Source organism: Flavimaribacter sediminis (assembly GCF_019492055.1).
Classification (GTDB): Bacteria; Pseudomonadota; Alphaproteobacteria; order Rhizobiales; family Rhizobiaceae; genus Flavimaribacter; species Flavimaribacter sediminis.
Window position 1 is genome coordinate 91,863 of the sequence record NZ_JAICBX010000001.1, and the last position, 25,731, is coordinate 117,593.

Below are 25,731 nucleotides of genomic sequence, written 5' to 3' on the forward strand. Positions count from 1 at the left end.
ATCAAATGAGCTGCGCCGACCATCGGTCACAGCCGCAGGAGACGCTCGAAACGGGTGTTGGTCGGAAAAAACGCTTCGTTGCGACAATCAATGAATACGCCTTTGACGACCGGATCCATCCGGAAGTCGAGCTTACCAAAGTTTAAGGAAAAACTGATGGCGCTCAACCGCAGGTTAAACCATATGAGGGGCGTCAGCCGCTCGTCTTGAGCGAGCCTACCCAAACCGATGGGAGCACGGGATCATGTCAATGGCAGGGAATCCGACGCCGATTGAAGGCGCTGCATTCGCGCCTGTTTCAGGCAAGGATGCGCCTCGAAGCGCATCCGGCGCGCGCGCGCCGACCGGCAAGAGCGTCGATCCGGTGGGAGACGCCTTCCGGTCGCTGCGCGCCTGTTTCACCGGCGTCGCCGTCGTCAGCGCCGTCATAAACCTTCTGATGCTGACCGGACAGATCTTCATGCTGCAGATCTATGACCGGGTGCTTGCGAGCGGCTCGGTTCCGACCCTTGTCACGCTGTCCGGGCTGGTGCTGGCGCTCTTCGGCTTCATGGCGCTGCTTGACGGGTTGAGAAGTCGTATTTTCACCCGGATCAGCCAGGATGTGGACAACCGTCTGTCGGGGCTGGCGTTCCGGACATCGACAGTCCTGCCGGTCCGGTTCGGCGCGAAGGGCGCGGCGATAAGACCCGTTCAGGATCTCGACAATGTCCGCGCATTCCTCGCCGGATCCGGTCCGGCGGCGATCTTCGACATGCCCTGGCTGCCGTTCTATCTGGGGATTGTTTTCCTGTTCGCCAGCCTCCTCGGCTTCGTCGCCCTTGCCGGCGCGGCGATCATCTTCACCCTGATCATCATCAACGAGCTCATTGCGCGAAAAGCGGTGAAAAGCGCCATGCAGACAGCCGGTCAGCGCACCTCCAGCATCGAGGAGTCCCGCCGTAACGCCGAAGCGATCCAGGCCATGGGCATGTCCGGCGCGCTGACCGCCCGCTGGACCGACAGCAATGTCGGCTACCTGGATAAACAGCGCCACGCGGCGGACTGGTCGTCGCTGTTCTCGACCATGATCAAGAGCACGCGCATGGTGCTTCAGTCCGCCATGCTCGCCGTCGGCGCCTGGCTCGTCATCCAGCAGGAGATCTCTGCAGGGGTGATGATCGCGGCCTCCATCATGACGGCGCGCGCGCTTGCGCCGGTGGAAGCGGCGATCGGCAACTGGCCGGTCTTCGTTACGGCGCGCAGAAGCCTCGGCCAGCTGCGAAAGATCCTGCGGGAGAATGAGGGAGCGTCCGGTCTCATTCCGCTGCCGTTGCCCAACAAGTCGCTTAAACTCGACCGCTTCACCTGCGGTCCGGACGGCCAGGCCGTCGTCAAGGCGGCGACCTTCGATCTCGAAGCTGGCGACGCGCTGGCGGTCGTCGGCCCCTCCGGATCGGGCAAATCGACACTGGTGCGGGGCATCGCCGGCGCGATCCCGCACATGTCGGGCGACGTGCGTTTCGACGGCGCCGAACTCGAGCAGTGGGCCGATGACCGGATCGGCGCCTTCATCGGCTACCTGCCGCAGGACATTCAGCTTTTCGACGGAACCGTTGCGGCGAATATCGCGCGGTTCGCGGGGGAGGCGGATCCGGCCGCCATTGTCGAGGCGGCCCGCCTCGCCGGCGTCCATGAACTGATCGTGGGTTTGCCGGACGGCTACAATACGGTCATCGGATCGGCGGGCTATTCGCTCTCCGGCGGCCAGAGGCAGCGCATCGCGCTCGCCAGGGCGCTGTTCGGCGATCCCTTTGTCGTCATTCTCGACGAGCCGAATTCCAATCTCGACGCCAACGGGGAGGCCGCGCTGACGGAGGCTATCAAGGCCCTGCGCGAGAAAGGCTCGATCGTCATCATCGTATCCCATCGTCCGTCCGCCATGGCCGTCAGCAACAAGGTGCTGTGCCTGAGAGACGGTCAGGTGGCGGCGTTCGGGCCAAGACAGAAGTTTGTCCGGCCGGTGGAAGCCGTCAAGGAGGCAGGAGAATGACAATGAAAACTGCAAGCTCGTTCACCAAAAGCATACGCAGTCATCTGACAGCCGCCTTCGTTGTTGTTCTCGCCCTGACGGTCGGGGTCGGAAGCTGGGCTGCCTTCACCGAGATCTCGGGCGCGGTCGTTGCGCCCGGAACGCTGGTCGTGGAATCCAGGATCAAGGCGATCCAGCACAAGGAGGGCGGCATCGTTCGCGACATCCGTGTCCGCGACGGCGACTACGTTCAGGCCGGCGATCTGCTGCTGGTTCTGGACGACACGGTCACGCGCGCCGAGGTCGCATCGCTGACGCAGCAGCTGGAATCCCTGCATGCAAAGAAGCTGCGGTTGAAGGCAGAGCGCGACGGCCTTTCGGACCTCGCCGTTCCGGCGAGCGAAAGCAGCGCGACCGAAACGGCGCGTTCGCATCATGAGGAACACCAGGCCCATCTCATGGACGCTCGCCGCCAGAGCCGCGAGGGCCGCAAGGATCAGTTGATCGACCAGATCGGTCAGATCCACAAGAAGATCGAGGGGTTCGAGGCCCAGCTTGTTGCGAAGGTGGAGGAAATCGAGCTGGTCGAAAAGGAGCTCGTCGACCTCGAGCATCTCCTCAAACAGCAGCTTGTCCAGCAAAGCCGCGTCACGGCGTTGCAGCGCAATCGCGCGCAACTTGTCGGCCAGCATGGCGGCCTGACGGCGGCGATCGCCGAAGCCAACGAGGCGATCAGCGAGCGACGCGTCCAGGAAATCCGGATCGACGAGGATTTTCGGGCCGAAACGCTGGAATTGCTCGATCAGGTCCGGACTGAAATCGCCAGACTGGAAGAGCGGAAGGTGGACGCCGAGGATCGCCTGACCCGCAACGAATTGCGGGCGCCGAAATCCGGATATGTGCATGCGTTGGGCATGCATACGGTGGGCGGCGTGATCGGCGCCGGCCAGACGGTCATGCAGATCGTGCCGGGCGCAGACCTCCTGGTGGTCGAAGCGCCGGTGTCCCCTGTCAGTATCGACCAGCTGGCGCCGGGTCAAAAGGCGACCCTGCGGTTCCCCAACTTCAACCAGCGCACCACGCCGACGCTCACCGCATCGGTAAAGTTCATTTCGCCGGATCTGGTCTTCGACGAGACGACCGGTCAGGGCTTTTATAATCTTCGTCTGGAGATCGACAGCGACGAATACGCCAAATTTGGCGACAAGCCGCTGCTTCCCGGCATGCCGGTGGAGGTTTTCATCAAGACCGAAGACCGCAATGTCCTGTCCTATCTGGTCAAGCCGATGACCGACCAGATCGCCCATGCCTTGCGCGAACGCTGATTAAGGCGTTCGACGCTGCGGCATGGGGATATTCAGTCCGAACTCCTCGGCGCATTCGATCGCCGATTCATAGCCCGCGTCGGCGTGCCGGATGACCCCGCTTGCGGGGTCGTTCCATAGCGTGCGTTCGATCATGGCGTCGGCTTCCGCCGAGCCGTCTGCGACAAGGGCGATGCCGGCGTGCTGTGAATAGCCCATGCCCATGCCGCCGCCATGGTGGAAGGAGACCCAGGTCGCGCCGTTGGCCGCGTTCATCAGCGCGTTGAGTATCGGCCAGTCGGAGATCGCATCCGATCCGTCCTTCATGCCTTCCGTCTCGCGATTGGGACTGGCGACGGAGCCGCTGTCCATGTGATCACGGCCGATCACCACCGGCGCCGACAATTCGCCGTTGCGCACCATCTCGTTGAAGGCGAGGCCGAGGCGATGCCGGTCGCCAAGACCGACCCAGCAGATACGGGACGGCAGACCCTGGAACTTGATATGCTTGCGCGCCTTGTCGAGCCAGGTGTGCAGAAACGCATCGTCCGGCATCAGTTCCCGCACCTTCGCATCGGTCTTGTAGATGTCTTCCGGATCGCCCGAGAGCGCCACCCAGCGAAACGGTCCCTTGCCCCGGCAAAAGAGCGGGCGGACATAGGCTTCCACGAAACCGGGAAAGCCGAATGCGTTTTCGGCGCCAGCCTCTTGCGCCATGGCCCGCAGGTTGTTGCCGTATTCGAGAACGATCGAGCCTTTCTCCTCGAAATCGAGCATCAGGCCGACATGCCGCGCCATGCTTTCCTTCGCAGCCTTTGAAACAGCATCGGGATCGCTCTCGCGCATACTCTCCCATTTTTCCAGCGTCCAGCCATGGGGCAGGTAGCCGTTGACCGGATCGTGCGCCGAGGTCTGGTCCGTCAGCACATCCGGCGTGATGCCAAGGCGCTGCGTCTCCTCCAGCATGTCGATGACATTGCCGGGCACCGCGACGGAAAGCGGCTTGCCGTCGGCGTTGGCCTTTTCGATCATCGCGAGGGCGTCCGAAAGGTTCGGCGCTTGCGTGTCGAGATACCCTGAGCGCAAGCGGAATTCGATCTTGCTCGGCTGGCATTCGGCGACGATGGCGTTGAAGCCCGCCATTGTGGCGGCCAGCGGCTGGGCGCCGCCCATGCCGCCAAGGCCGCCGGTCATGACGAGGCGGCCGGCGGTTTCGCCGCCAAAATGCCGGCGGCCGATCTCGGAGAAGGTTTCGAAGGTCCCCTGAACGATCCCCTGGCTGCCGATATAGAGCCAGGAACCGGCCGTCATCTGCCCGAACATCGTGAGCCCCAGCCGGTCGAGCTCATGGAATTTCTCCCAGGTTGCCCAGTGCGGCACGAGATTGCCGTTGGCGATCAGCACCCGCGGCGCGCCCTTGTGCGTGCGCAGCACGCCGACCGGCTTGCCGGACTGCACAAGCAGCGTCTCGTCGCTTTCGAGATCCTTCAGTTGCTCGACGATCGCGTCGAAGGATTTCCAGTCCCGCGCCGCCCGGCCAATGCCGCCATAGACCACCAGGTCCTGGGGCCGTTCGGCGACCTCCGGGTCGAGATTGTTCATCAGCAGGCGCAGCGGTCCTTCGGTTTGCCAGCTTTTGGCGTTCAGTTCCGCGCCCCTCGGCGCGCGAACAACCCGTGTGTTCGACAGGTTGGCGTTCATGTCCTCACCCTTCAGATTATTTTCTTTTTTCTCATGGCGGCGATGGCGTCCTCATCAAGTCCGAGCACATCATGCAACACGTCATCCGTATCCTCGCCGAGCATCGGCACATGCGGATCCCTGACGCCCGGCGCCCCTGAAAACCGAACCGGTTGCGGGACAAGCGGGACGCTTCCGAATTTCGAATGCGCGCCGTCGACGACGAGGCCGCGGGCGGCCGCGTGCTCGCTTTGCGTCAATACCTTCAGGTCCCAAACCGGGCCAGCCGGGATGCCGGCCTCCTGCAGGCGGGTCACCAGCGCTTCCTGCTCCTGGTTGCGGGTCCAGTCGGCAATCAGCGCGCGCAGTTCGTCTTCGTTTGCGTTGCGGTCGGCGTTGGTTTTGAAACGCGGATCGTCGGCAAGGTCGGGCGCGCCCATCAGCGCGCAGAGCGACCGGAAAGCCGTCTGCGAGAAACAGACCATCACGATGTCGTCGCTGGTGGTCGGGAAACTGTCGACCGGATAGGTGACGGGATGGCGGTTGCCGGCCGGCTTCGGCGTATCGCCGGAATAGAGCTGACGGGAGAGGCCGGTCAACTCCATCGCCATGACGGAATCGAGCATGGCGACATCGACATGGTGTCCCTTGCCGCTGCGTTCGCGGTCGAACAGGGCGGCGACAATGCCGAAGGCCGCGAACATGCCGGTGCAGACATCGGCGATGGATTCGCCAACCGCAGTCATCGGTCCGCCTTTCGGTCCGGTGGTGCTCATCATGCCGCTCATGGCCTGGATCACCAGGTCGAAGGCAGGCCAGTTCTTCAGCGGGCTGTCCTGGCCAAAGCCGGAAATGCTGGCGTAGACGATCGTGGGATTGAGCGCCCGCACCGAGGCTTCGTCCATGCCGAGCCGGGCCATCACGCCCGGTCGGAAATTCTCGACGATCACGTCGCATTTCGGGATCAGGTTTTTCACGACCGCAAGGCCTTCCGGATCCTTCATGTTGATGGTGACGCTCTTCTTGGCGCGGTTGAGCATCATGAAATATGTGCTCTCGCCGTCCCTGTAGGGTCCGAAATGGCGCGCCTCGTCGCCGGTTTCCGGCATTTCGATCTTGATGATCTCGGCGCCGAGATCGGCCAGCATCGACGTGCAGTAGGGACCCGACATGACCCGCGTCAGGTCGAGAATGCGAATGCCGGAGAGGATCGGTCTGTCACTCATTGCCCGTTCCTCATAGCGTTAGCACCAGCTTGCCGACGGAGTTGCGGTTGCTCAGCGCGTCGAGCGCTTGCGGCAGATCCTCGAGCGTGAAATCGGAACGGACCACCGGATTGATCTTTCCCTGTTGCAGCAGCTTCTGAATTCGTTTGGTCATATGCGCGATCATCGGGCCGTCACGGTCGTGATCCCACAGCACGCCGCGCGCCGTCAGGCTTTTCAAAAGCAGGTAATTGGACGGCAGCTGCGCAATCTTGCCGGAGGCGAAACCGACGATCAGGAGCGTTCCATGCCGGGCGATGCAGCGCAGGCTCTCGGTCGCCACGTCGCCGCCCACCGGATCGACGACAATCGTGGCGCCCTTGCCCTCGGTCGCTTCCTTCACGGCGTCCTTCCAGTTCTTGTCGCGGTAATTGACGCCGATATCGGCGCCGTGATTTTTCGCGAGGTCCAGCTTTTCGGAACTGCCGGCTGTCGCGATCACCTTTGCCCCGGCGGCGTGGGCGATTTCGACGGCGGCCAGGCCCACCCCGCCGGCTGCGGCGTGAACAAGCACGCTGTCCTGCGGTCCGACGTCGACGCTGTCGTGTAGCGCCACCATCGCCGTCATGTAGGAGACCGGCAGCGCTGCGCCCCTGGCGAAATCGACATCGTCGGGCAGGGCGATCGCCATGTCCTCGCGCACCTCCGCGAATTCCGAGAAGCCGCCCCAGAAAACCTTGCTGGCGATGCGATCGCCCGGCTTCCAGGCGCTGTCTCCGGCGACCTCCATCACGGCGCCGGCGATTTCCTGACCAGGTATGAAGGGGCGGGGCGGACGCACCTGGTACTTCCCGTCGATCATCAGGATGTCGGAGAAATTCAGCGCGGACGCAGCGACCCTGACGACCATCGTTCCCGGTTTCGCGCGCGGCGCCGGGCGGGTCGAAAACGTCAGATGCTCTGCGCCCGGCGTTTCGCCGGAAATCCATGCAGCCATCGAAACGGGAAGGGCGGCGGTCATGCAGCCCCTCCGTTGATGTGTCGGGTCACGCCTGCTGCAATCGACACCAGTTCATTGGCGATGACCTTACAGGTTTCGGGCTTTGCGCGCGGGATGGGCAGGGCGACGGCGAGGCTCGCCACCGCCGTTCCGTTCGGACCGAGAATGGGAGCGGCGATGCCTATCGTGCCTTCGAAGGTCTCTTCCCTCGATATCGCGTACCCGCGCTCGCGGGTCAGCTTCAGAGCCTCCTCGATCGCTTTCCGGTCGACAACCGTGTGATCAGTGTAGGATTTCAGGTCCCTGTCCAGCGCCTCCTGTTGCAGGTCTTCGGGCAGAAAGGCCAGTATCGCCTTGGGCGCCGCGCCCGCATGAAGGGGAAAGCGCGATCCGATGCTTTCGAAAACCCGCAGGCCCTCCTGCCGGCCTTCTATCTGGTCCACGCAAACGGCGGCGAGATTGGCGGCGTCCAGGGCGCTCAGGATAACGGTTTCGTTGATTTTGGCGGCCAGAGCCTCCATGCTCGACTGACAGACCTTTCTCAGGTTGAAGCCGGCGCTGGCGCGGTTGCCGAGTTCTATCGCGGCCAGTCCCAGCGTGTGCTGACCGGAAGAGCCGATCTGGACGAGATAGCCATGGCTTGCGAGAAAACGCACAAGTCGATTGACGGTGGACCGGTTGAGGCCGGTCGCACGGACGAGGTCGGCCTGCGACCAGGCCGGACTTTCGATCTGAAACATGTCGAGAATCTGGAAGGCCTTGGCGACAAGAGCCACGCCTGCCGGAGATTCGGCCTTGACTTTCATGCAATGTAACCCGCTATATGTGACATGCGTTCATATTATGAGACGCTATTTCGTCTATGGCGTCAACCATATTGTCGAGAGTGCAGAGACAGATCGACGGAAGATCAACGAAAATCCCCGCAGGGGCGGAACAGACAGGAGACCAATATGACAGTATTACTGAGAAGCGCTGTTGCAGCGATCGTTCTCGGCGTCGCGGCGACATCCGCATTTGCCGACGACATGAAGAAGGTTGCTATCTCGACCATCGTCGAGGTGCCGGCTCTGACGGACACGAAGCAGGGTATCATCGATGCGCTCGCAGCCCGCGGCTACGTCGACGGCGAGACGATTACCATCGACTACCAGAACGCCAACGGCAATATGCCGACCCAGCAGCAGATCGCCAAGAAATTCGTCGGCGACAGCCCGGACATCATCATGCCGATCACCACGCCGACCTCCCAGGCGATGGTTTCGGCCACGTCGGATATCCCGATCGTCTTTTCCACGGTTACCGATCCGGTCAAGGCGAAGCTTATTTCCCAGTACGAAAAGCCGGGCGGCAACGTCACCGGCGTGTCGGACGCTGCGCCCATCGAGCCGCAACTCGACCTGTTCCAGGAAATCGTTCCGGATCTCAAGAAGATCGGCTTCATCTACAATCCGGGCCTCGACAATGCCGTCGCCACGCTCGGCTGGGTCAAGGAATTCGGCGCGCCGCGCGGCATCGAGGTCGTCGAATCGCCGGCCCCGACCACGAACGAAGTCATTCTCGCCACCAAGAAACTGATCGGCGAAGTCGACGCCATCTACATCCCGAACGACACCACGATCGTTGCGGCGCTGGAGGCCATCGTGAAAGTCGGTCAGGATGTGGACCTTCCGATCTTCACCGGTGAAACCGGCGGCGTCGAGCGCGGCGCGATTGCGTCCGTCGGTCTCGACTATATCGGTATCGGAGAAATCGCCGGCAACATGGCCGCCGACGTGCTGGAAGGCAAGCCGGTCGGCGAGATCGACGCCGTCATCGCCTACAAGGTGCTGGACAAGTTCAAGGTCGTCATCAACAAGGGCGCGGCCGAGCGCATGGGCGTCACGATCCCGGAATCGGTGATGGCCCAGGCGACCCAGGTCATCGAATAGCAATGTTGCGGCGCGCCTTCCGGCGCGCCGTTCTCTCCATTTGAAAGCCTTTCTTCATGTCCCTTTATGAAATCCTCGGAACGCTTGAAACGGGGTTCATTTTCGGCATCGTGGCGCTCGGCGCCTTCCTGACTTTCAGGATCCTCGATTTTCCCGATTTGACGGTCGAGGGAAGTTTTCCACTAGGCGCCGCCGTCGCCGCAACGCTGATGGTGTCGGCCGGATGGAACCCGTGGATCGCGACGATCTGCGCCGGACTGGCCGGGTTCGTCGCGGGCTTCATGACCGCCTTGTTGAATGTGCGCTTCCGGATCCTGCACATCCTTGCCGGCATCCTGATCGCGATATCGCTCTATTCCATCAATCTCAGGATCATGAGCGGTCCAAACAAGCCGCTGCTCATGGTCGACAGCGTGTTTACCTATCTCGAGATTTTCGGCATTCCGGGCTATATCATCAACCCGATTTTCCTGGGCATTCTCATCATACTGATCAAACTTGGGCTCGATGCGTTCCTGGCTACTGGCTACGGAATATCGATGCGCGCGGCCGGCTCCAATCCGGCCATGGCCGAAGCGAACGGCGTCAATGTGGGTAATATGAAACTGTTCGGCGTCGGGTTCGCCAATGCGCTGACGGCTTTTGCCGGCGCGCTCTTCGCGCAGATCTTCGGCGCCGCGGACGCTTATATGGGCATCGGCGTCATCATTGTTGGACTGGCCTCCGTCATCGTGGGCATGTCCATCATGCCGTCCGGGACCATCTTTCTGGCGACGATCGCCTGTATTGTCGGCGCTATTCTCTATCGTCTCGCGGTGGCGCTGGCGCTGAACGCCGACTTCATCGGCTTTCAGGCCTCCGACGTCCAGCTCGTCACGGCGTTGCTCGTAATCATCGCATTGATCCTGCAGCAGTCAGGTAATGTCCGGTCGATGTTCCGCAAGGGGAACAAGCGATGATTCGTCTCAAGGATATTCACGTCACCTTCAACAAGGGGACGCCGCTGGAGACGCGCGCGCTGCGCGGCGTCGATCTGGAGGTGCCGGAAGGCCAGTTCCTGACGATCATCGGCTCTAACGGCGCGGGCAAGTCGACCTGTCTGAATGTCATTGCCGGCCTTACGAAAGTCGAGAGCGGCTCGACGGAAATCGACGGCAAGATCGTCACCGACTGGCCCGTTCACAAGCGGTCGCGAATGCTGTCGCGGGTCTTTCAGGACCCGAAGATGGGCACCTGCGAGGACCTGTCGATCATCGAGAATTTCTCGCTGGCGCACGGACGGACAAATCCGCGCGGCCTGCGCTTTGCGGTCGCGTCCGGAATGCGCGAGGAAGCCGCGGAACGTCTCAAGGTGCTTGGACTGGGGCTGGAGAACCGGCTGGACGACAAGGTCGGCCTGCTGTCCGGCGGACAGCGCCAGGCGGTTTCCCTGCTGATGGCGGCGACCGGCGACACCAAGGTGCTGCTGCTGGACGAGCACACGGCGGCCCTTGATCCAAAAACCGCCGAATTCGTCCTTGAGCTGACGAAAAGTATTGTGTCTACGCTCAAACTGACAGCGGTCATGGTCACGCATTCGATGGCGCAGGCGCTGCATACCGGCGAGCGGACGATCATGTTTCACCGCGGCCGGATTGTTTTCGACGCCGCCGGCGAGGCGCGCGACAAGCTCGAAGTCGGCGACCTGCTCGAACTGTTCAAGCGCGAGCAGGGCGAGGAACTCGCCGACGATTCCCTGCTGCTGGGTTGAGACTACAAAGTTGACGGCCGCGTCCGCGGTCGCCTTTCTGACCAAGGAAACTGAAATGCCCTGGATCGACACGATCGATTACGAAGACGCCGACGGCAAACTGAAGATGCTCTACGACCGGGTGAAAGGCCCGGACAACAACGTCGACAACATCATGATGATGCATTCGCTGCGCCCCCACACCATGGAAGGGCACATGGCGATCTACAAATACGTGCTGCATCACAGCGCCAACAAGGTGCCGAAATGGTTCCTGGAAACCCTTGGCGTCTGGGTCAGTTCGCTGAACGACTGCGATTACTGCGTTGAACACCATTTCGCCGGCCTGAAGCGTTTGCTGAAAGACGACGAGAAGGCCGACGCCATCAGGATGGCGATCGAGTTGCGCAACATTGATTCCGCGCCGCTTGAGCAGAAACAGAAGCTGGCAATGGTGTATGCGCGTGAACTGACCCGTGACCCTGGCGGCATGCGGGAAGATAGCGTTCAACGACTGAGGGACGCGGGGTATAGCGACGGCGAGATCCTGGAGATCAACCAGGTGTCCGCCTATTTCTCCTATGCAAACCGCACGGTTCTGGGATTGGGCTGTTCCACGAAGGGCGACATTCTCGGGTTGTCTCCGGGCAATTCCGAAGATCCGAACGACTGGAGCCATGGATAAGCGATGGGTGGATTTCCGATAGAGCGAATCCGCGCAATCACCTTTCCGCCGCCGCCCTCGATTGCCGACGTTGCCGGCAGGGCCGACGTCGGCCTTGTGCGCATGAACTTCAACGAATCCGCCCGCGCTCCGTCGCCGAAGGCCATGGAAGCGGCGTCGCTGGCGCTGCTCGATGCGAACCGATATCCCGACCACGAATCCCGGGTCCTGGCTGCGGCGATCCACGACAAGACCGGTGTTCCGGTCGACCGGATGAGTTTTGGCAACGGCAGCGGCGAAGTTCTTGTCGCGGCCGCCATGGTCAGCATCGAGCCGGGAGACGAGGCTGTCATGCCCGCTCCCACGTTCCCGACCTGCGGCAAGGGCGTGCAGATCGCCGGCGGGCGGATCGTCAATGTTCCGCTGAAGCCGGACGGAAGCAACGATATTCCGGCAATGCTCGCGGCTGTGACCGAACGCACCCGGCTGTTCTATCTCTGCACGCCCAACAATCCCACGGGTGGCGTAATCGCTGCCGATGACCTGCGGACGGCCTTCAATAAAGTGCCGGACACCTGCATGCTTGTCGTCGACGAGGCCTATTTTGAATTTGCCTCGGTGGAGGGCGGACCGGATGTTCTTTCGCTTCTGAAGGAGCGGGCGGGGCCTTGGATTGTCACACGTTCGTTTTCAAAGGCCTATTGCATGGCCGGGCTTCGGGTCGGTTATGCGCTCGCCAGCGACAATGATATCGCCTACGGCCTGTGGCAGCTTCGGCCGAACTTCAATCTCGGCCGTCCGGCGCTCGCCGCCGCGGCTGCAGCCATGCGGGATGAGGCCTATCTGCAGGAAACGCTGAGACTGACGATCGCCGGGCGCCAGCGCCTGTCCGAGGCGCTTGCGTCCTTGGGTTTCGAGGCCTTTCCGAGTTTCGCTAATTTTCTCACCGTACGTGCCCCTTTGCCCGCATCGAAACTTGGCCGGGAACTTGAGAAGAAGAAAATTCTCGTCCAGCCGCTCCCCTGGCCGGATGAGCGGGGTTCGCTGAGGATAACGGTGGATTCCAGGGAGAGCACGAACCGGCTTGTCGAGGCTCTCGCCGACCTGATAGAGCCATAGGCATGCGGGAACCAATTGACGAAATCATCGCCGAGCTCGGCGAACGCGGCGTGGTGACGGAAGAGGCGGCCATGGCGCGCCATCTGGACGACATGATCGGGTCGACGCCCGTTACGCCGGTCGCTGTCCTCTGTCCGGCGAGCACGCAGGAAACATCTGCGGCCGTCAAGTGGTGCGCCCGGCGCGAATTCGCGATCGTGCCCCAGGGAGGGCTGACAGGGCTGAGCAGTGGGGCCGTGCCGCTCTCGAACCGCAAATCCGTGATCCTGTCGACGCATCGCATGAACAGGATCCGCGAAGTCGATCCGCTCAACAACAGCATGACTGTCGAAGCGGGCGTCGTTCTCGCCGAAGCAAAGGCGGCGGCTGAAGAGGTCGAGCGCTATCTGCCGCTCAGCCATGGCGGCCAGGGCTCCAGCCAGATCGGCGGCAACCTGTCGACCAATTCCGGAGGCAACAATGCCCTGAGATACGGTACGGCGCGCGATCAGGTCATGGGTCTTGAAGTCGTGCTGCCGGACGGGACGGTCTGGAACGGCCTGAGGAAACTCAGGAAGAACACGGCCGGTTACGATCTCAAACAGCTCTTCATCGGCGGCGAGGGGACGCTGGGCGTAATCACCGCCGCGGTGTTGAAACTGCGGCCCTTGCCCCGCAATCGCGTGACCGCATTCGCCGCCGTGCAGTCGCCGGAAGCGGCCCTGCGGGTATTGCGGCGCCTGGAAGCTGCGCTTGGCGAGACCGTCGCCGCTTTCGAGCTGATCTGTCGCACCGCCCTTGAACAGGGCTTGAGCGCAGAAGGCGTCGTATTGCCGCTTGCCGAACCGGCCGACTGGAGCGTCCTGGTCGAGGTCGAAACGCCGGCGCTTTCGTTCGATATTTCCGCAGCGCTTGAGGAAGGTTTGGCGGCATGCATCGAAAGCGGCGACGTGGCGGATGCTGTCATTGCCCAGTCAGTCGCCCAGCGTCAGGCCATGTGGCGTCTTCGCGAGGCGATCGCCGTCGTCTTCATCGAGGACAAGCATTCATTGAAAAACGACACGGCCGTTCCGGCGGGGAATGTTCCCGACTATATCGTCAACGCGACAGCCGCCGTGTCCGACTATCTGCCCGGTGTCCGGTCAGCGCCCTTTGGCCATGTCGGCGACGGCAACATCCATTTTAATCTTCTGCGACCGGAGACGATGAGCGGACCGGATTTTCACGACCGTCACGAGACGTTGAAAAAGATCGTCGAGGAAGAGGCGCTGAAACTTGGCGGGACGATCAGCGCCGAGCATGGCATTGGCGCAATCCGCCGCAAGAGCTTCGACCTCAGCGCCGACCCGGTCGAAAAGGACCTCATGCGCAGACTGCGCAAGGCGCTCGACGACAACCGGCTGTTCAATCCCGACGTGCTCCTCTGAGGCGCGGTGAGGCTGGAACGCAAGCAGAACATTGTTGCTGCAATATTCGGGTTTTTGTGCTATGTTGGTCGTTTCGCAAGGAAGGAAACGGCATAACGGGGAAACCGCCGTTTATGCAGGGGTTCGTCAAAATCGCGGATTCCCGAAACAAACCCAAATGGCAGAAAGCGTAGAATCCCGAAACAAACCCAGATGCACCACAAAGCGGAATCCCGAATCAAAGCCATATGGCTAAAAACGTGAATTCCCGAAACAAACCCAAACGCCTCGGAATACAAATTCCCGAAACGAAGCCAGATAGCGTGAATCACGAATTCCCGAAACAAAGCCAGATGGGAGGGAAGGCAGGGCCCTGGAATGAACCGGGAATAATAATACAATAAAAACAATATTTTAGTAAAAAATGAATGTAATCCAATGGAGCATCGTCCATGGTGAGCGCGGACAAGGTAATCGAGTGGCTGGTCACGTCCGGCTCCCGCTGCAGTTCACCCGCAGAATTGCTTGCGGGATATTGTGAGCGCCTGGGTGAAGCCGACATTCCGGTTGACCGGTCGACGCTCGGCGCTCCGCTGCTGCATCCGATCGCGCAGTCATCCTATGTCTTCTGGGACGTCGAAACCGGATCGAGCCAGCGCTGGTTCCAGTGGACGGCGGATGCGCTGGAAACCATGCGCGCCAGCCCGATCTATCCCGTCTATACGGAAGGCCGAAGCAGCCGCTTGCTCCTGGCGGACGAGGAAGACCGCGCCCGTTTTCCGATCGGCGCAGACCTTTGGGACGAGGGGTACTTCGAGTACCTCGCACTGGCGCTTTCCTTTTCGGACGGTTCCTGGAAAGTGCTCACGCTCGCCACAAAGAACGCCGAAGGTTTCAGCGACTGCGACAGGCGGGAAGTCGACAAGACATTGCCGGCCCTGGCGCTGGTTTTCGAAGGATTCATCGCCCGCAATACGGCGCGCACGCTCATGGAAACCTATGTCGGCAAGCGGGCCGGACTGCGCGTGCTCGACGGCGAGATCGCGCGCGGCGACGGCAGCCGCATCGACGCCGTGATCTGGTTCTGCGATCTGCGAAACTACACGGCGCTTTCCGAGAAACACGGCGAGGAGGAACTGCTGGCCATCCTCAACGCCTATTTTGAACTTGTGACCAACGCCGTCGAAAACAATGGCGGCGAAGTGCTGAAATTCATCGGCGACGCGATGCTGGCGGTCTTCCCCGTCGACGGAGACGGCGAGCAGGCAGTCAAGCGGGCGGAAGACGCCGCTTTTGAGGCTCTCGCAACCTGGCGCAAGCAAGGGACCGATCGTTTTGCCTTCGGCGTGGCTTTGCATCCGGGCGAGGTGTTCTACGGCAATATCGGAGGCGGGGCGCGGCTGGATTTCACCGTTATCGGCGCTGCTGTCAACATGGCGAGCCGCATCGAAAGCCTGGCGGGCGACCTCGGCGAGCCGCTGCTGGTTTCACAGGCGATCGTCGAGCGTTCGTCGCGCAGCTGGCGGGAAATCGGAGCCTACGATCTCAAGGGCGTTTCAGATCCCGTGACCGTTTTTGCGCCGGAGGCCTGACCCATTCTACTGGATCAGCCCTCCGCGCAAAGCCGTGACCGCGGCGTGATGCTTGTTCAGGCTGCCGAGTTTGCGCGTCGCCGACAGCGCATGGTGATTGACGGTGGAAACCGAGAGATTGAGGATCGTCGCGATTTCTCCCGCCGTCTTGCCTTCGAGCGTCCATGCGAGGCATTCGCGTTCCCGGATGGAGAGTTCAACATCTTCCTCGACGCCGGGAAACGGCAATCTGATCTGCTCGCGCATCACCCGGTCATGGGTGCCGTAGGCTGCCGCGAAGATGCGGCCGTGCTCGCTGCGGGTCGCATCGAGCAGGTGGCGTTTGTCCGACGAAACCACGTTGAAGACAGACACCTCGCCGTCCGGTCCGTGCATCGGGATGGCGAGACCATAGGAAATGCCAAAACATTTCGCCTCGTCGAAGACAAGCCGCTGCGGCTTCTTGAAATCCCTCAGGAAACGCCCCTGACCCCAGTAGAAAGGCTGCATGATGCGCGTCGACAGATCGGCGACGGGATCGACTTCGAAGTAGCGCAGGGCGCGGTACCGGCCAAGCCACGCGTCGGGATAGCTTGTCCTGATCGTCTCGTCGATGGGAAACGGCTTGTTGCGCGGCGGGCGCAGGATCATGAAGGAGAAATGCTCCAGGTTCATGGCGCCCAGCATGGCTTTCATGCGGACGCCGACCTCGGCGTCGCCATCATCGAATTGGTAGTCGCTGTCAGCAAGCCATGGCTTCATGGGTTCCATCCTTCCGGACCGTTTCGCTGTTCCCGGATTCGTATCGGTCTATCCGATAGATTGCGTGGTTTAAGCGGCGCAACCCGTCATTCGGTTTCCGCGAAAGCGATAAGATTAAGAATCTATACCGAGCGGCTGGATTTTGGCAAACCTTTGCAATTGAGGCGCCGCCGAAATCTCTAGTAGCCTCGTCGTCGAATATGAATTTCGATCACCTTTTTCATGGAGATAAAGATGCGCAAGCTCACAAAGGCCCTGGCAATTGCTACGGCGCTTACGACTTTTGCAACGACGGCGGCTTACGCCGATCTCGTCAAGATTGGCGTGCTGGCGCCATTGACCGGACCGACCGCCTCCGATGGCGAGGAATTCGTGCGCGGCGTGGAACTCGCGGTGGAAGAAGTTAACGCCGAAGGCGGCGTCGCCGGACATACTTTCGAAGTGGTTCCGGCGGATGTGGTCGACCACTCGGCGGCCAACGTCACCTCCGCCGTCGAACGGCTGCTCGCTACCGATGGCGTCGAGATCATCCTGACCGGTTACGCCAGCCTCTCGCTGTTCGAGGTCGAGCTGATGGCCGAAGCCGGCATGCCCTATCTGCCGGCCGGGCCTTCGCCGCAATTTGCGGCGATCGTGACGCAGGATCCGGAAGAGTACGATTGCTGCTGGTCCTTTACGGCCGACTTCAAGGGGTATGAAACCGAAGTCACGCCGATGATCGAAGCCCTGTCCGAAGCCGGGCATTTCCCGCTCGAGGACAAGACGGTCGCCATCATCTCTTCCGACAACCCCTATTCCAAGACCATTTCCGAAGGCATGAAAGAGGTCTTCACGGAAGCCGGATGGACGATCACGCTGGATGAACTGGTGCCTTTCGGCCCGGTCAGCGACTGGCGTCCGATCCTCGCCAAGGTGCGCGAGAACCCGCCGGAAGTCATCATCAACACCGACTATATTCCGGCCAACGCCGCCCTGTTCACCAACCAGTTTCGCGAGAACCCGACGGACTCGCTGGTGTTCCTGCAATATGCGCCTCTGGTTCCGGAGTTCGTGGAACTGACGGGCGAAAAGTCCAACGGCATTCTCTACAACGCCATTGGCGCGACGCTGAATGTCGACGCGCATCCGCGCGGTCAGGAAGTCTTCAAGAAGTACAAGGACAAGTACGACATCGAATCCGGCGCCTATGGCACGGGCCTCTATGAAATGGCGAACATCTATTTCGACGCGCTGGAAAAAGTCGGCGATCCCAAGGATCACGACGCGATCGGCAAGGCGATCGGCGAAACCAGCCGTCCGGTCTCGGCAGGGTTTCTCGAGTTCGATCCCGAGACCCATGTGGCGAAGTACGGTCTCGACTACATTCCCGTCACCTTCTTCCAGATCCAGGACGGCAAGGGCGTGATGATCGGCCCGGACAAGTACAAATCCGGAGACTTCGTCAAGCCCGAGTGGATGGAATAGGCGCGTAAGTCACATCCACATGCCGGCCATTCTTGAAATTGACGGCCTGACCAAGTCTTTCGGGGCTCTGGTGGCCGTCAACCAGGTTTCCTTCGCAGTCGAAAAGGGCGAGATCCTCGGCATTGCCGGGCCAAACGGCTCCGGAAAGTCGACGCTGTTCAACCTGATCAGCAGGATTCCCTTCGGCTCCGACAGCGGACGCGTCGTCTTCGAGGGGCGGCGGATCGAGCGCGCGAGCGACAACCAGATCGCGCGCAGCGGCGTGATCAGGACCTTTCAGCGTGAGGCGGTGTTTGCGTCACTGTCATGTATCGACAACATCCTCGTCGCCGTGGAACAGACGCTGGGCGTTCGCGGAAAGGAAGCCGAGCGGCTTGCAGATGAGGCTTCCGATCTCGTCGGCTTCCCCAAGAACTTCCACAATATGCCCGCTGTCACAATGCCGGTCTTCTACCAGAAGCAGTTGATGCTCGCGACGGCCGTCGCCCAGAAGCCGAAACTGCTGCTGCTCGACGAACCGGCCTCGTCGCTGGTCGAAAACGAGGTCGAGTGGGTGCGCGACACGATCATCAAGCTCAACCAAACAGGGATCACGATTCTGCTTATCGAACATGTCCTTCCGCTGCTGATGGCCGTCTCCCGTCGTTTGCTCGTGATGGAGCAGGGCAGCGTCATCGCGCTCGGCAATCCGGCGGAGGTCACGCGCGAGAAGCAGGTCATAGAAGCCTATCTGGGGCAACCGGTGTGAGCGAGGCCCTTCTGGAATTGCGCGACCTGAGCGGCGGCTATCCGCCGGTCTCGGTCTTCCGCGGCGTCAGCATGTCGGTCGGCGAGCAAGAATCCGTCGGTCTATTCGGACCCAACGGACACGGCAAGACGACGCTGTTGAAAACCGTCGCCGGCCTGATCGACCCGTGGGAGGGCGATGTCGTCTTTCAGGGACGCCGTCTCAATGCGGAAGGCAAGATGCGGCCGCGTATTTCCCGCAACTTCAACTACGACCTGTTCCAGAAACGCCGCATCCGGGCGGCGACGGTCGTCGAGGCCGGCGTCATCTACGTCATGCAGGGCAATCTCCTGTTTCCGGAAATGACTGTTGAAGAAGTTCTGGGCGTTGCGCCACTGGCGGCTAAGGGCAGAAGCGGCGTGCGCGAAATGCGCGAGCGCGTCCATCATCTGTTTCCGCGCCTGCAGGAGCGCCGTTTCTCGAAAATCCGCTATCTCTCGGGCGGCGAGCGGCAAATGGTTTCGATAGCGGTCGGACTGCTGGCGCTTCCGAAACTTCTGATCCTCGACGAGCCGACGCTGGGTCTTTCGCCGAAGCTTCGCCTTGAACTCATGCAGGCCGTCAGGCAGATCCGCGAAAGCCGGGTTCCCTTGATCATCGTCGACCAGAATATCGAATTCCTCTCGGGCCTGGTGGACCGTCTGCTGCTCTTCGATCATGGCGCGATCACGCGCGAGATCGACGCCGCCTCGATGCCGTCGCATGACGAAGCCATGGCCATGATGTTCGGAGAAAGCCATTGATCTCCGTTGATACGTTTCTGTTTGTTCTTGCCTCCGGCGTCCTGCTCGGCGGTCTCTATGCACTGATGGCGACCGGGCTCGCCGTGGTCTGGACAACGCTTGGCGTTTTCAACTTCGCGCATGGCGTCTTCGTCGCGCTCGGCGCCTACATCGCCTGGCAGGTGACCCAGAGCGTGACGGGAAGCGTCGGCTATCTGCTTGGCGCGGCGCTTTCGGTGGTGTTGATGTTCGGGGTGGGCTTTGTCCTGCACTACGTGCTCGTTAAACCGTTCGAGCGTAACGCCAATCTCGTCCTGCTCGCCGTCATCACGACGCTTGCCGCCGCCTCGATCATCGAGAACGGAATCCTGCTTGTCTGGGGCGCGCGCGACAAGCAAATCGCGCCTCCGATCAGCGGCACGGTTGGCCTGATGGGCGCGGAAATCAGCGCAAATGACGTGATGATTTTGATGGTGGCGCTGCTCGCCCTGCTGGTTCTTGCGATCTTCCTGCGCCGTACGGCGATGGGTCGTGCCATGCGCGCAGTCGCCCAGAACCGAGAGGCGGCGGAACTGATGGGCCTCAACGTGTCGCGCCTCTACGCTATGACGATCGGCCTGTCGGCTGCGACCGCGGCGCTTGCCGGCGTCTTCATCGGATCGGTGCGCTTCATCAGTCCGACCTTCGGAAGCGATCCGCTGATGAAATCGCTGATCGTCGTCATCCTCGGCGGCGTCGCGCGGTTTACCAGCCCTATCCTCGCAGCCTTCATCGTCGGGATCGCCGAATCTTTCTCGGTCTATTTCCTTGGGCTCTACTGGGCGCCGGCGGTGCTCTTCGCGATGATGATCGCCGTGCTCCTGATCAAGCCCGAAGGCCTGTTCGGCCATCGTTCGAAGACGCTGTAGGAGCGCGAACCAACAATGAAATATGCTCCTCCCTTCCAGTGCACCAACGGGTTTTTGCCGGTTCTTGTCGCATTCATCGCCCTGGCGCTGATCCCGCTCTTCCTGACCGAGACTTACGCCAGGCACACGCTCATCCTGGTTTTCGTCTACGCCATTCTCGCCTCCAACTGGGACATTTCGCTGGGGCTTGGCGGCATCGTCAATTTCGCCCATCTGGCGTTCTTCGCGATCGGTCTCTACAGTTTCGGCATTTTCGGCAAGGTGCTGGGCATCGACCCGTGGATCGCCTTGCTGCTTTCACCTCTGCTGGCGGTAGCCTTCGCCGCGCTGCTCGCCATTCCCATTCTGCGGCTTGAGGGCATCTACGTCATCCTGGTGACGATCGCCGCCGCGCAATTGCTTCTGCAGATCGTCGTCAGCCAATCAGATTATACGGGCGGAACCAGCGGCATGGTGCTTCTGCCGCGGCTGGAGATCTTCGGCTACAAGCTCAGCAAGGACAACCGCATCGGCTATTATTATCTCGCCCTGGCGCTGCTGACATTCTCCACTTTCTTTCTCTACAAGCTGCAGCGCTCGTCGCTCGGGCGCGCCATCAAGGCGCTGCGCGACAACAAGTATTACGCCATTGCCCGCGGCGTTTCCGAGGGCAGGCTGCGTCTCTACACGTTGTGCGCATCGGCTTTGTTCCCGGGGCTTGCCGGTGGCTTCTACGGGGCCTATCTGCGCGTCGCCTCGCCGGATGTCTTCGGCCTCGGCTTCCTGACGATTACGCTCTCGATCCTGCTGCTCGGTGGCCTCTCCACCATCTGGGGGTCTCTGATCGCAGCCTTCGTCATCACCATTCTCGCGCAAGTCCTCGGCGACTACGGCGCCTGGCGCAGCATCATCATCGCGCTCGTGATCATCGCCGTGGTCGTCGTCTATCCGGGCGGGCTGTTCGCCGCCGTCCAGGAAGGCTGGGGCGCGTTCAACCGCTTCAGAACCGATGCGAGGGCCAGCTGGCGGCGGTCGCGCGGCGCAGATATGCGAAAAGCCGTGATGGGCGCGCGCGACAGGCTCGTCGAGACGCGTCACGGCAAGATATCGGTTTGCGAGTCGGGACAGGGAGACGAGGCGATCCTCTTCATTCACGGCAATTCGTCGTGCAAGGAGGTCTTCCGGCATCAATTCGCGGAATTCGGCAAGGACCATCGGGTGGTGGCCTTCGACCTGCCGGGCCACGGCGTTTCGCCCAACGCCGACCCGGAGGAAGATTACAGCATCGAGGCCTATTCCGAGATCGCCTGCGACATCGTCGAAAAACTGGGTCTCGGAAAACCGATCGTGTTCGGCTGGTCGCTCGGCGGCTATGTGGCGTTGGAATATGCGGCCCGCGGCTACCCGTCGAGCGCAGTCGCAATTTGCGGCACCTCGCCTGTCGGCAAGTTTCCGGAAGACATGCCGCGCGGCTACATCGCGACCCCCCACATGGAGCTAGCCGGAAAGCGGTTCCACTCGCCGCATGAGAAAGCCAATTACGCGGCGCATACGATCGGCATGGAAAAGGGGGGCGAACCGCTCGTCTGGCAGGCGGTCTGGCGGACCGACGGGCTTGCGCGCGAGCAGGCCTTCTCCAAACTCAAGACCTGCAACTGGCCGCGCCAGGTGCGGATGTTGAAAGATGGAAAGATACCCTTCGCGATGATCAACGGACCGAAAGATCCCTTCATCAATCACGAGTACTGCCGGACCTTTGGATATGGCAATATCTGGGGCGGCGAGCCGCAAAATGTCGCTGAGGCGGGCCATGCGCCGTTCCTCGAGGATCATGAAACCTTTAACCGGATGTTGCGGGATTTCCTGACCTGGACGAAAGGTCCTGCGAGGGCGGACTGACCGTTTTTCCTTCGCTGGTCCGCTTTGGTTATTGTGGCCATACGCACATATTGCTGGGTGATTGCTACTTATAGTTTATCCTGTCGTAAATATACTTCGCGGGAGGATGCCATGAACAGACAGGAACTTGGCCAGTCGCTGAACCTCAAGATCGAGATGATCCCGGAGGGCGCTTCAAATCGCAGCGGCCGAACGATCACGCCGCAATACATCACCATTCACAACACCTCCAACGACCGGGCAGGAGCCGACGCCAACGCCCATTCGCGCTTCGTTCGGGAAAAGGGGTGTTATGTGCTTCCGTCGGGAAAACAGAACTTTGTTTCCTGGCATTTCACCGTCGACGACAAGTGCGTCATCAAGCACCTGCCGGTAAACGAGCGCGCCATTCACGCCGGCGCCGGCAACGCCGTCAGCATCGGCATCGAGATCTGCATGCACAAGGGGATCGACCAGGCGGCCGCCAATGCGCGCGCCGAGCGCCTGGTCGCGGCTTTGATGCATGATCTCAACATTGCTCCAGCCAATGTCCGGCCGCACAAGGCTTGGACTGGAAAGGCATGTCCGGTTCTGCTGCTGTCAACGTTTGATGGTTTTGTCCGCAACAGCGACCGGATGTGCCGGGAAGTTCGGGCGTATGTCGTGCCGGAAAGCCTGCTCAGCGCTCGGGAGTTCGAGGCGCCGGAACCACCGGCGGAGGATGTCGTCCTGGAAAGTCTCGGCGTCGGCCCTGAAGAGGAAATCAGCCATGACGAGGAACACGAACTGATCGCCGAGGCGGTCAATGCGTTTGTTCAGTAGATCGTTCGGCTCCGGCGCGCCGATCAGATAATCGGGATGGACGCGACGAAATCCTTGCTCTTTTCGCCGAGCCGCTGTCTCACGATGTCTCTCAGATCAGTATAGAATGTTGTGTCGAGCACGAGCCTTTGGGCGGCGGTCCACATTTCGATCTCCTGGCTCCCCCAGCCGAAGAAGAGGACGTTTCTGCGATTGTCGTTGGAACGGTAGTAGAACGCCCCCATGGCCATGCCGATGGCGCCGTTATCGGCTGCCTCGGCCGCTCCGATCTGGAAATTGCCGCCGGTTTCCACCGACACGTTGAAATCGAAGAGTTTGATCTGCCGTGAATCGTCGGCCATCTTGCCGAGAGAATCGATCGCCGCCTCCAGAATGGCGAGCTGGTTGCCGGTGGCCACCGCGGTGATCACGCCGATCGCTTCCTGGCTCATGAGCATCGCGCCCTCGGCGCGCCGGCTCTGCTGGAAGGCGAAGCCCTCGATCACCCAGCCCATTTTCGTCAGAACCTCGACATAGGCGTCATACCACTCGCGAATCTGAGACCCCCGATTGAACTCCGCATCGGCGGCGCGGGCGGCGAACTGGGTCGAATCGAGCACGTCGCCCTTTTGCTCGGCGCTCACGCCTTCGACAAATGCGATCAGATTGGACGCGTTTATGGCGGCCTTGTGTTCCTCCTGTATGTCCCGCAGATCACTCCAGGGATCGCTCGTCGCCGCTGCATTTTCGGGCATGATCTCCGAACCCGGCATGCCGGGCATAAGTGGAGCCGGCTCGGCGAGCGTAAGCGCCTCGATAGCTTCGATGGATGATTTAAGGTCCGTTTTCGCCATTTTTACCTCCCCTGGTCGCCATTGAGAGGAAGTATAGCAATCACCAATTGCAGCGTCACGAAAGAAACTGGTCGGCCTTCAAAGAACTATCACATCTATGAAAGCAGAAATGTCGTTGCTCTTCGAATCGTCAGCGCGGACGCGCCGGATTTCCTAACACCGTTGTGTCGGCCGCCACATCCCGTGTGACGACCGCGCCCGCCGCAACAATCGCGCCGTCGCCGATTGTGACGCCCGGCATGATAATCGCGCCGCCGCCGATCCACACTTCGCGGCCGATCGTTACGGGCTTCGCGATCTCTATCCCTTCGGTGCGAAGTTTCCTGTCCTTGTGGTGCTGGGCGCAGTAGATCTGCACATTTGGGCCCAGCATTGTCTGATCGCCTATGCTGACGGGTGCGGTATCGAGAATGACGCAGCCGGCGTTCAGATAGACGCCTCGGCCAAGGGTAACGTTGAGCCCGTAGGCGCAGTGGAACGGCGCTTCGAGATAAGCGTCCTCGGCGATGCTCTGAAGCAACTGGACGAGGTAGGGACCCGCGCTGCGGCGCTCGTCCGGGGGCATTGTGTTGTGCTGATGAACGGCCCGGCGCGCCCGTTTGCGCAGTTCGTCCAGTTCTGCGTCAAGGCAGGTGTACCATTCGCCCGCCGCCATTTTCTCCCGTTCGGATCGCGCCATCTCAGGCCTCCTTCAGGCGTAGATGTAGGGATCGCGGACCGCGGGCCTGAAGGCCGGGTTTGTAGGTCGGTTTCTCCAGGAGCTCGATCGAAATGAAACGGTTGAGCAGCGACGTGAAAATTACTTCCATGTCGAGCCTCGAAAGATGATTGCCGAGACAGAAATGCGGACCGGCGCCAAAGGCGATGTGGCGGTTGGGCGTGCGCGTGACATCGAAACTGTCGGGGTTCTCGAAGACCGCGGGATCTCGATTGGCGGAAGCATAGAGCAGTCCAAATTTCGTGCCTTTCGGGTAACGCCGTCCTTTCAGTTCGATCTCCTCGGAGTTGTGGCGGTGGAAGAAGGGCAGGGGCGATTCGTAGCGAAACATTTCCTGCACGGCCGTTCCGATCAGCGCAGGATTGTCCCGCAGTTTCTGCATCTGGTCTGGAAATTCCAGCAGCGCATGCATGCCGCTCCCGAGAACGTCGATCGTCGATCCGTGTCCTGCTTTCAGGATCAGCATGACCGTCGCAATAAATTCGTCTTCCAGAAAACCGCCATTCCGCTCCACTTCGAGAAGCTGGGATATCAGGTCGTCTTTCGGATTCTTTTCGCGCTCGGCTTTCAGTGCGATCATGTATTCGGCGAATTCGCGCGTCGCATTTTCCGCGACGCGCTTTTTCTCCTCCGTTCTGTCGATGTCGAAATACCGGACGATCTCCTCCGACCATTCGCGCAATTTCGGACAGTCCTCATCCGGCACGCCGAGCATGCGCCCGATAATGTGTCCCGGAACATGCGAGGCCAGTTCAGAGACGAAATCGATCTCGTCACGATCCGAAAGACTGTCCAGCAATCCGTCGACATAGTCCTGGATCAGCGCCTGCCAGTGACTGACCGCAGAGGATGTGAAATAGCCAAAAATCTGCCTGCGCAGGCGATCATGGACCGGCCCGTCGCTTTCCAGAAGGTTCACCTGAACGTAACGTTCATGGTACGGCATGTCATGCCAGTTGTTTTGGCGCTGCAACGCTTCAAGTTCGTCCCGCGTGGCTATCCCTTCCAGCGAACGAACCATGCGCTTGTCGAGCGCGAGCGCCCGCACATCCTCGAACCGCGATGCGATCCAGACGTCGAAATCTTCGAAGTAATAGAAGTCGTCTCCTTCCCGCAGCCTTGCATAAGCTGCATAGGGATCTCTGGTAAACGCCTCTGAAAGCGGCTCGAATGCCCATTCAGTCGAAAGACCGCGTGCGATACTCATGATGCGCCTCGTTTGTCTGTCTTCAAGTGGTGATACTGTAGGAAAAGACCGG

General features: G+C 60.9%; 23 protein-coding genes. 15 read left to right on the top strand and 8 right to left on the bottom strand.

Annotated features, from left to right (window positions below; all coding sequences use genetic code 11):
• Window positions 1-250: 250 nt before the first annotated feature.
• Window positions 251-2,032, top strand: a complete 1,782-nt coding sequence (locus K1W69_RS00450) for a type I secretion system permease/ATPase (RefSeq protein WP_220226368.1) — start codon at window positions 251-253, stop codon at window positions 2,030-2,032.
• 2 nt (window positions 2,033-2,034) lie between these two features.
• Window positions 2,035-3,336 carry an HlyD family type I secretion periplasmic adaptor subunit gene (locus tag K1W69_RS00455; RefSeq protein WP_258570757.1) on the top strand — a complete coding sequence of 434 codons (1,302 nt, stop codon included), beginning with the start codon at window positions 2,035-2,037 and terminating at the stop codon, window positions 3,334-3,336.
• Here K1W69_RS00455 and hutU read toward each other — a convergent pair whose 3' ends face one another.
• Genes hutU through K1W69_RS00475 form a run of 4 tightly spaced genes read right to left on the bottom strand, consistent with a single transcriptional unit; the run spans window position 3,337 to window position 8,006 of the window.
• The gene (gene hutU, locus K1W69_RS00460) at window positions 3,337-5,016 is read right to left on the bottom strand and encodes a urocanate hydratase (RefSeq protein ID WP_220226370.1); all 1,680 of its coding nucleotides are present in this window, start codon (window positions 5,014-5,016) and stop codon (window positions 3,337-3,339) included.
• 11 nt (window positions 5,017-5,027) lie between these two features.
• Complete coding sequence (locus K1W69_RS00465) at window positions 5,028-6,221, bottom strand: CaiB/BaiF CoA transferase family protein (RefSeq protein ID WP_220226371.1); 1,194 nt, start codon at window positions 6,219-6,221, stop codon at window positions 5,028-5,030.
• A 10-nt stretch (window positions 6,222-6,231) separates the two neighbouring features.
• Window positions 6,232-7,221 (bottom strand): NADPH:quinone oxidoreductase family protein, encoded by a 990-nt coding sequence (locus tag K1W69_RS00470; protein WP_220226372.1) that lies wholly within the window; start codon window positions 7,219-7,221, stop codon window positions 6,232-6,234.
• Window positions 7,218-8,006, bottom strand: a complete 789-nt coding sequence (locus K1W69_RS00475) for an IclR family transcriptional regulator (RefSeq protein ID WP_220226373.1) — start codon at window positions 8,004-8,006, stop codon at window positions 7,218-7,220. The genes K1W69_RS00470 and K1W69_RS00475 overlap by 4 nt, the downstream gene beginning before the upstream one ends.
• A gap of 147 nt (window positions 8,007-8,153) precedes the next feature.
• Here K1W69_RS00475 and K1W69_RS00480 point away from each other — a divergent pair, with 147 nt between their 5' ends.
• The 7 genes from K1W69_RS00480 (at window position 8,154) to K1W69_RS00510 (ending at window position 15,620) form a co-directional block, all read left to right on the top strand.
• A complete protein-coding gene (locus tag K1W69_RS00480) occupies window positions 8,154-9,131 on the top strand; it encodes an ABC transporter substrate-binding protein (protein WP_220226374.1) in 978 nt (325 codons plus the stop codon).
• A 56-nt stretch (window positions 9,132-9,187) separates the two neighbouring features.
• Window positions 9,188-10,090, top strand: a complete 903-nt coding sequence (locus K1W69_RS00485) for an ABC transporter permease (protein WP_220226375.1) — start codon at window positions 9,188-9,190, stop codon at window positions 10,088-10,090.
• The gene (locus K1W69_RS00490; protein ID WP_220226376.1) at window positions 10,087-10,881 is read left to right on the top strand and encodes an ABC transporter ATP-binding protein; all 795 of its coding nucleotides are present in this window, start codon (window positions 10,087-10,089) and stop codon (window positions 10,879-10,881) included. The genes K1W69_RS00485 and K1W69_RS00490 overlap by 4 nt, the downstream gene beginning before the upstream one ends.
• A 55-nt stretch (window positions 10,882-10,936) precedes the next feature.
• A complete protein-coding gene (locus K1W69_RS00495; protein ID WP_220226377.1) occupies window positions 10,937-11,545 on the top strand; it encodes a carboxymuconolactone decarboxylase family protein in 609 nt (202 codons plus the stop codon).
• Window positions 11,546-11,548: 3 nt separating this feature from the next.
• Window positions 11,549-12,643: a pyridoxal phosphate-dependent aminotransferase gene (locus K1W69_RS00500; protein ID WP_220226378.1), complete on the top strand. Its 1,095-nt coding sequence runs from the start codon at window positions 11,549-11,551 to the stop codon at window positions 12,641-12,643.
• 2 nt (window positions 12,644-12,645) lie between these two features.
• Window positions 12,646-14,049 carry an FAD-binding oxidoreductase gene (locus K1W69_RS00505; RefSeq protein ID WP_220226379.1) on the top strand — a complete coding sequence of 468 codons (1,404 nt, stop codon included), beginning with the start codon at window positions 12,646-12,648 and terminating at the stop codon, window positions 14,047-14,049.
• Window positions 14,050-14,480: 431 nt separating this feature from the next.
• Window positions 14,481-15,620, top strand: coding sequence for an adenylate/guanylate cyclase domain-containing protein (locus tag K1W69_RS00510; RefSeq protein WP_220226380.1), 1,140 nt, complete (start codon window positions 14,481-14,483; stop codon window positions 15,618-15,620).
• A 6-nt stretch (window positions 15,621-15,626) separates the two neighbouring features.
• On the opposite strand, the gene K1W69_RS00515 is transcribed toward K1W69_RS00510, so the two are convergent.
• Window positions 15,627-16,361, bottom strand: a complete 735-nt coding sequence (locus tag K1W69_RS00515; RefSeq protein WP_220226381.1) for a helix-turn-helix transcriptional regulator — start codon at window positions 16,359-16,361, stop codon at window positions 15,627-15,629.
• 234 nt (window positions 16,362-16,595) lie between these two features.
• On the opposite strand from K1W69_RS00515, the gene K1W69_RS00520 reads away from it, so the two are divergent.
• The 6 genes from K1W69_RS00520 to K1W69_RS00545 all read left to right on the top strand — a co-directional run bounded on the left by K1W69_RS00520 (window position 16,596) and on the right by K1W69_RS00545 (window position 22,921).
• Window positions 16,596-17,825 (top strand): ABC transporter substrate-binding protein, encoded by a 1,230-nt coding sequence (locus K1W69_RS00520; RefSeq protein WP_220226382.1) that lies wholly within the window; start codon window positions 16,596-16,598, stop codon window positions 17,823-17,825.
• Window positions 17,826-17,844: 19 nt separating this feature from the next.
• Window positions 17,845-18,573 (top strand): ABC transporter ATP-binding protein, encoded by a 729-nt coding sequence (locus K1W69_RS00525; protein WP_220226383.1) that lies wholly within the window; start codon window positions 17,845-17,847, stop codon window positions 18,571-18,573.
• Window positions 18,570-19,355, top strand: a complete 786-nt coding sequence (locus K1W69_RS00530) for an ABC transporter ATP-binding protein (protein WP_220226384.1) — start codon at window positions 18,570-18,572, stop codon at window positions 19,353-19,355. The genes K1W69_RS00525 and K1W69_RS00530 overlap by 4 nt, the downstream gene beginning before the upstream one ends.
• A complete protein-coding gene (locus K1W69_RS00535; protein ID WP_220226385.1) occupies window positions 19,352-20,242 on the top strand; it encodes a branched-chain amino acid ABC transporter permease in 891 nt (296 codons plus the stop codon). Before K1W69_RS00530 ends, K1W69_RS00535 begins: the two co-directional genes overlap by 4 nt.
• A gap of 15 nt (window positions 20,243-20,257) precedes the next feature.
• The gene (locus tag K1W69_RS00540; RefSeq protein ID WP_220226386.1) at window positions 20,258-22,120 is read left to right on the top strand and encodes an alpha/beta fold hydrolase; all 1,863 of its coding nucleotides are present in this window, start codon (window positions 20,258-20,260) and stop codon (window positions 22,118-22,120) included.
• A 111-nt stretch (window positions 22,121-22,231) separates the two neighbouring features.
• Window positions 22,232-22,921, top strand: a complete 690-nt coding sequence (locus K1W69_RS00545) for a peptidoglycan recognition protein family protein (RefSeq protein ID WP_220226387.1) — start codon at window positions 22,232-22,234, stop codon at window positions 22,919-22,921.
• A gap of 23 nt (window positions 22,922-22,944) precedes the next feature.
• Here K1W69_RS00545 and K1W69_RS00550 read toward each other — a convergent pair whose 3' ends face one another.
• From K1W69_RS00550 to K1W69_RS00560, 3 genes are all read right to left on the bottom strand, one after another.
• Window positions 22,945-23,754 carry a hypothetical protein gene (locus K1W69_RS00550; RefSeq protein WP_220226388.1) on the bottom strand — a complete coding sequence of 270 codons (810 nt, stop codon included), beginning with the start codon at window positions 23,752-23,754 and terminating at the stop codon, window positions 22,945-22,947.
• A 130-nt stretch (window positions 23,755-23,884) separates the two neighbouring features.
• Entirely contained in the window at window positions 23,885-24,433 is a 549-nt protein-coding gene (locus K1W69_RS00555) for a sugar O-acetyltransferase (RefSeq protein WP_220226389.1), read from the bottom strand.
• A gap of 1 nt (window position 24,434) precedes the next feature.
• Window positions 24,435-25,679: a cytochrome P450 gene (locus K1W69_RS00560; protein WP_220226390.1), complete on the bottom strand. Its 1,245-nt coding sequence runs from the start codon at window positions 25,677-25,679 to the stop codon at window positions 24,435-24,437.
• Window positions 25,680-25,731: the final 52 nt, after the last annotated feature.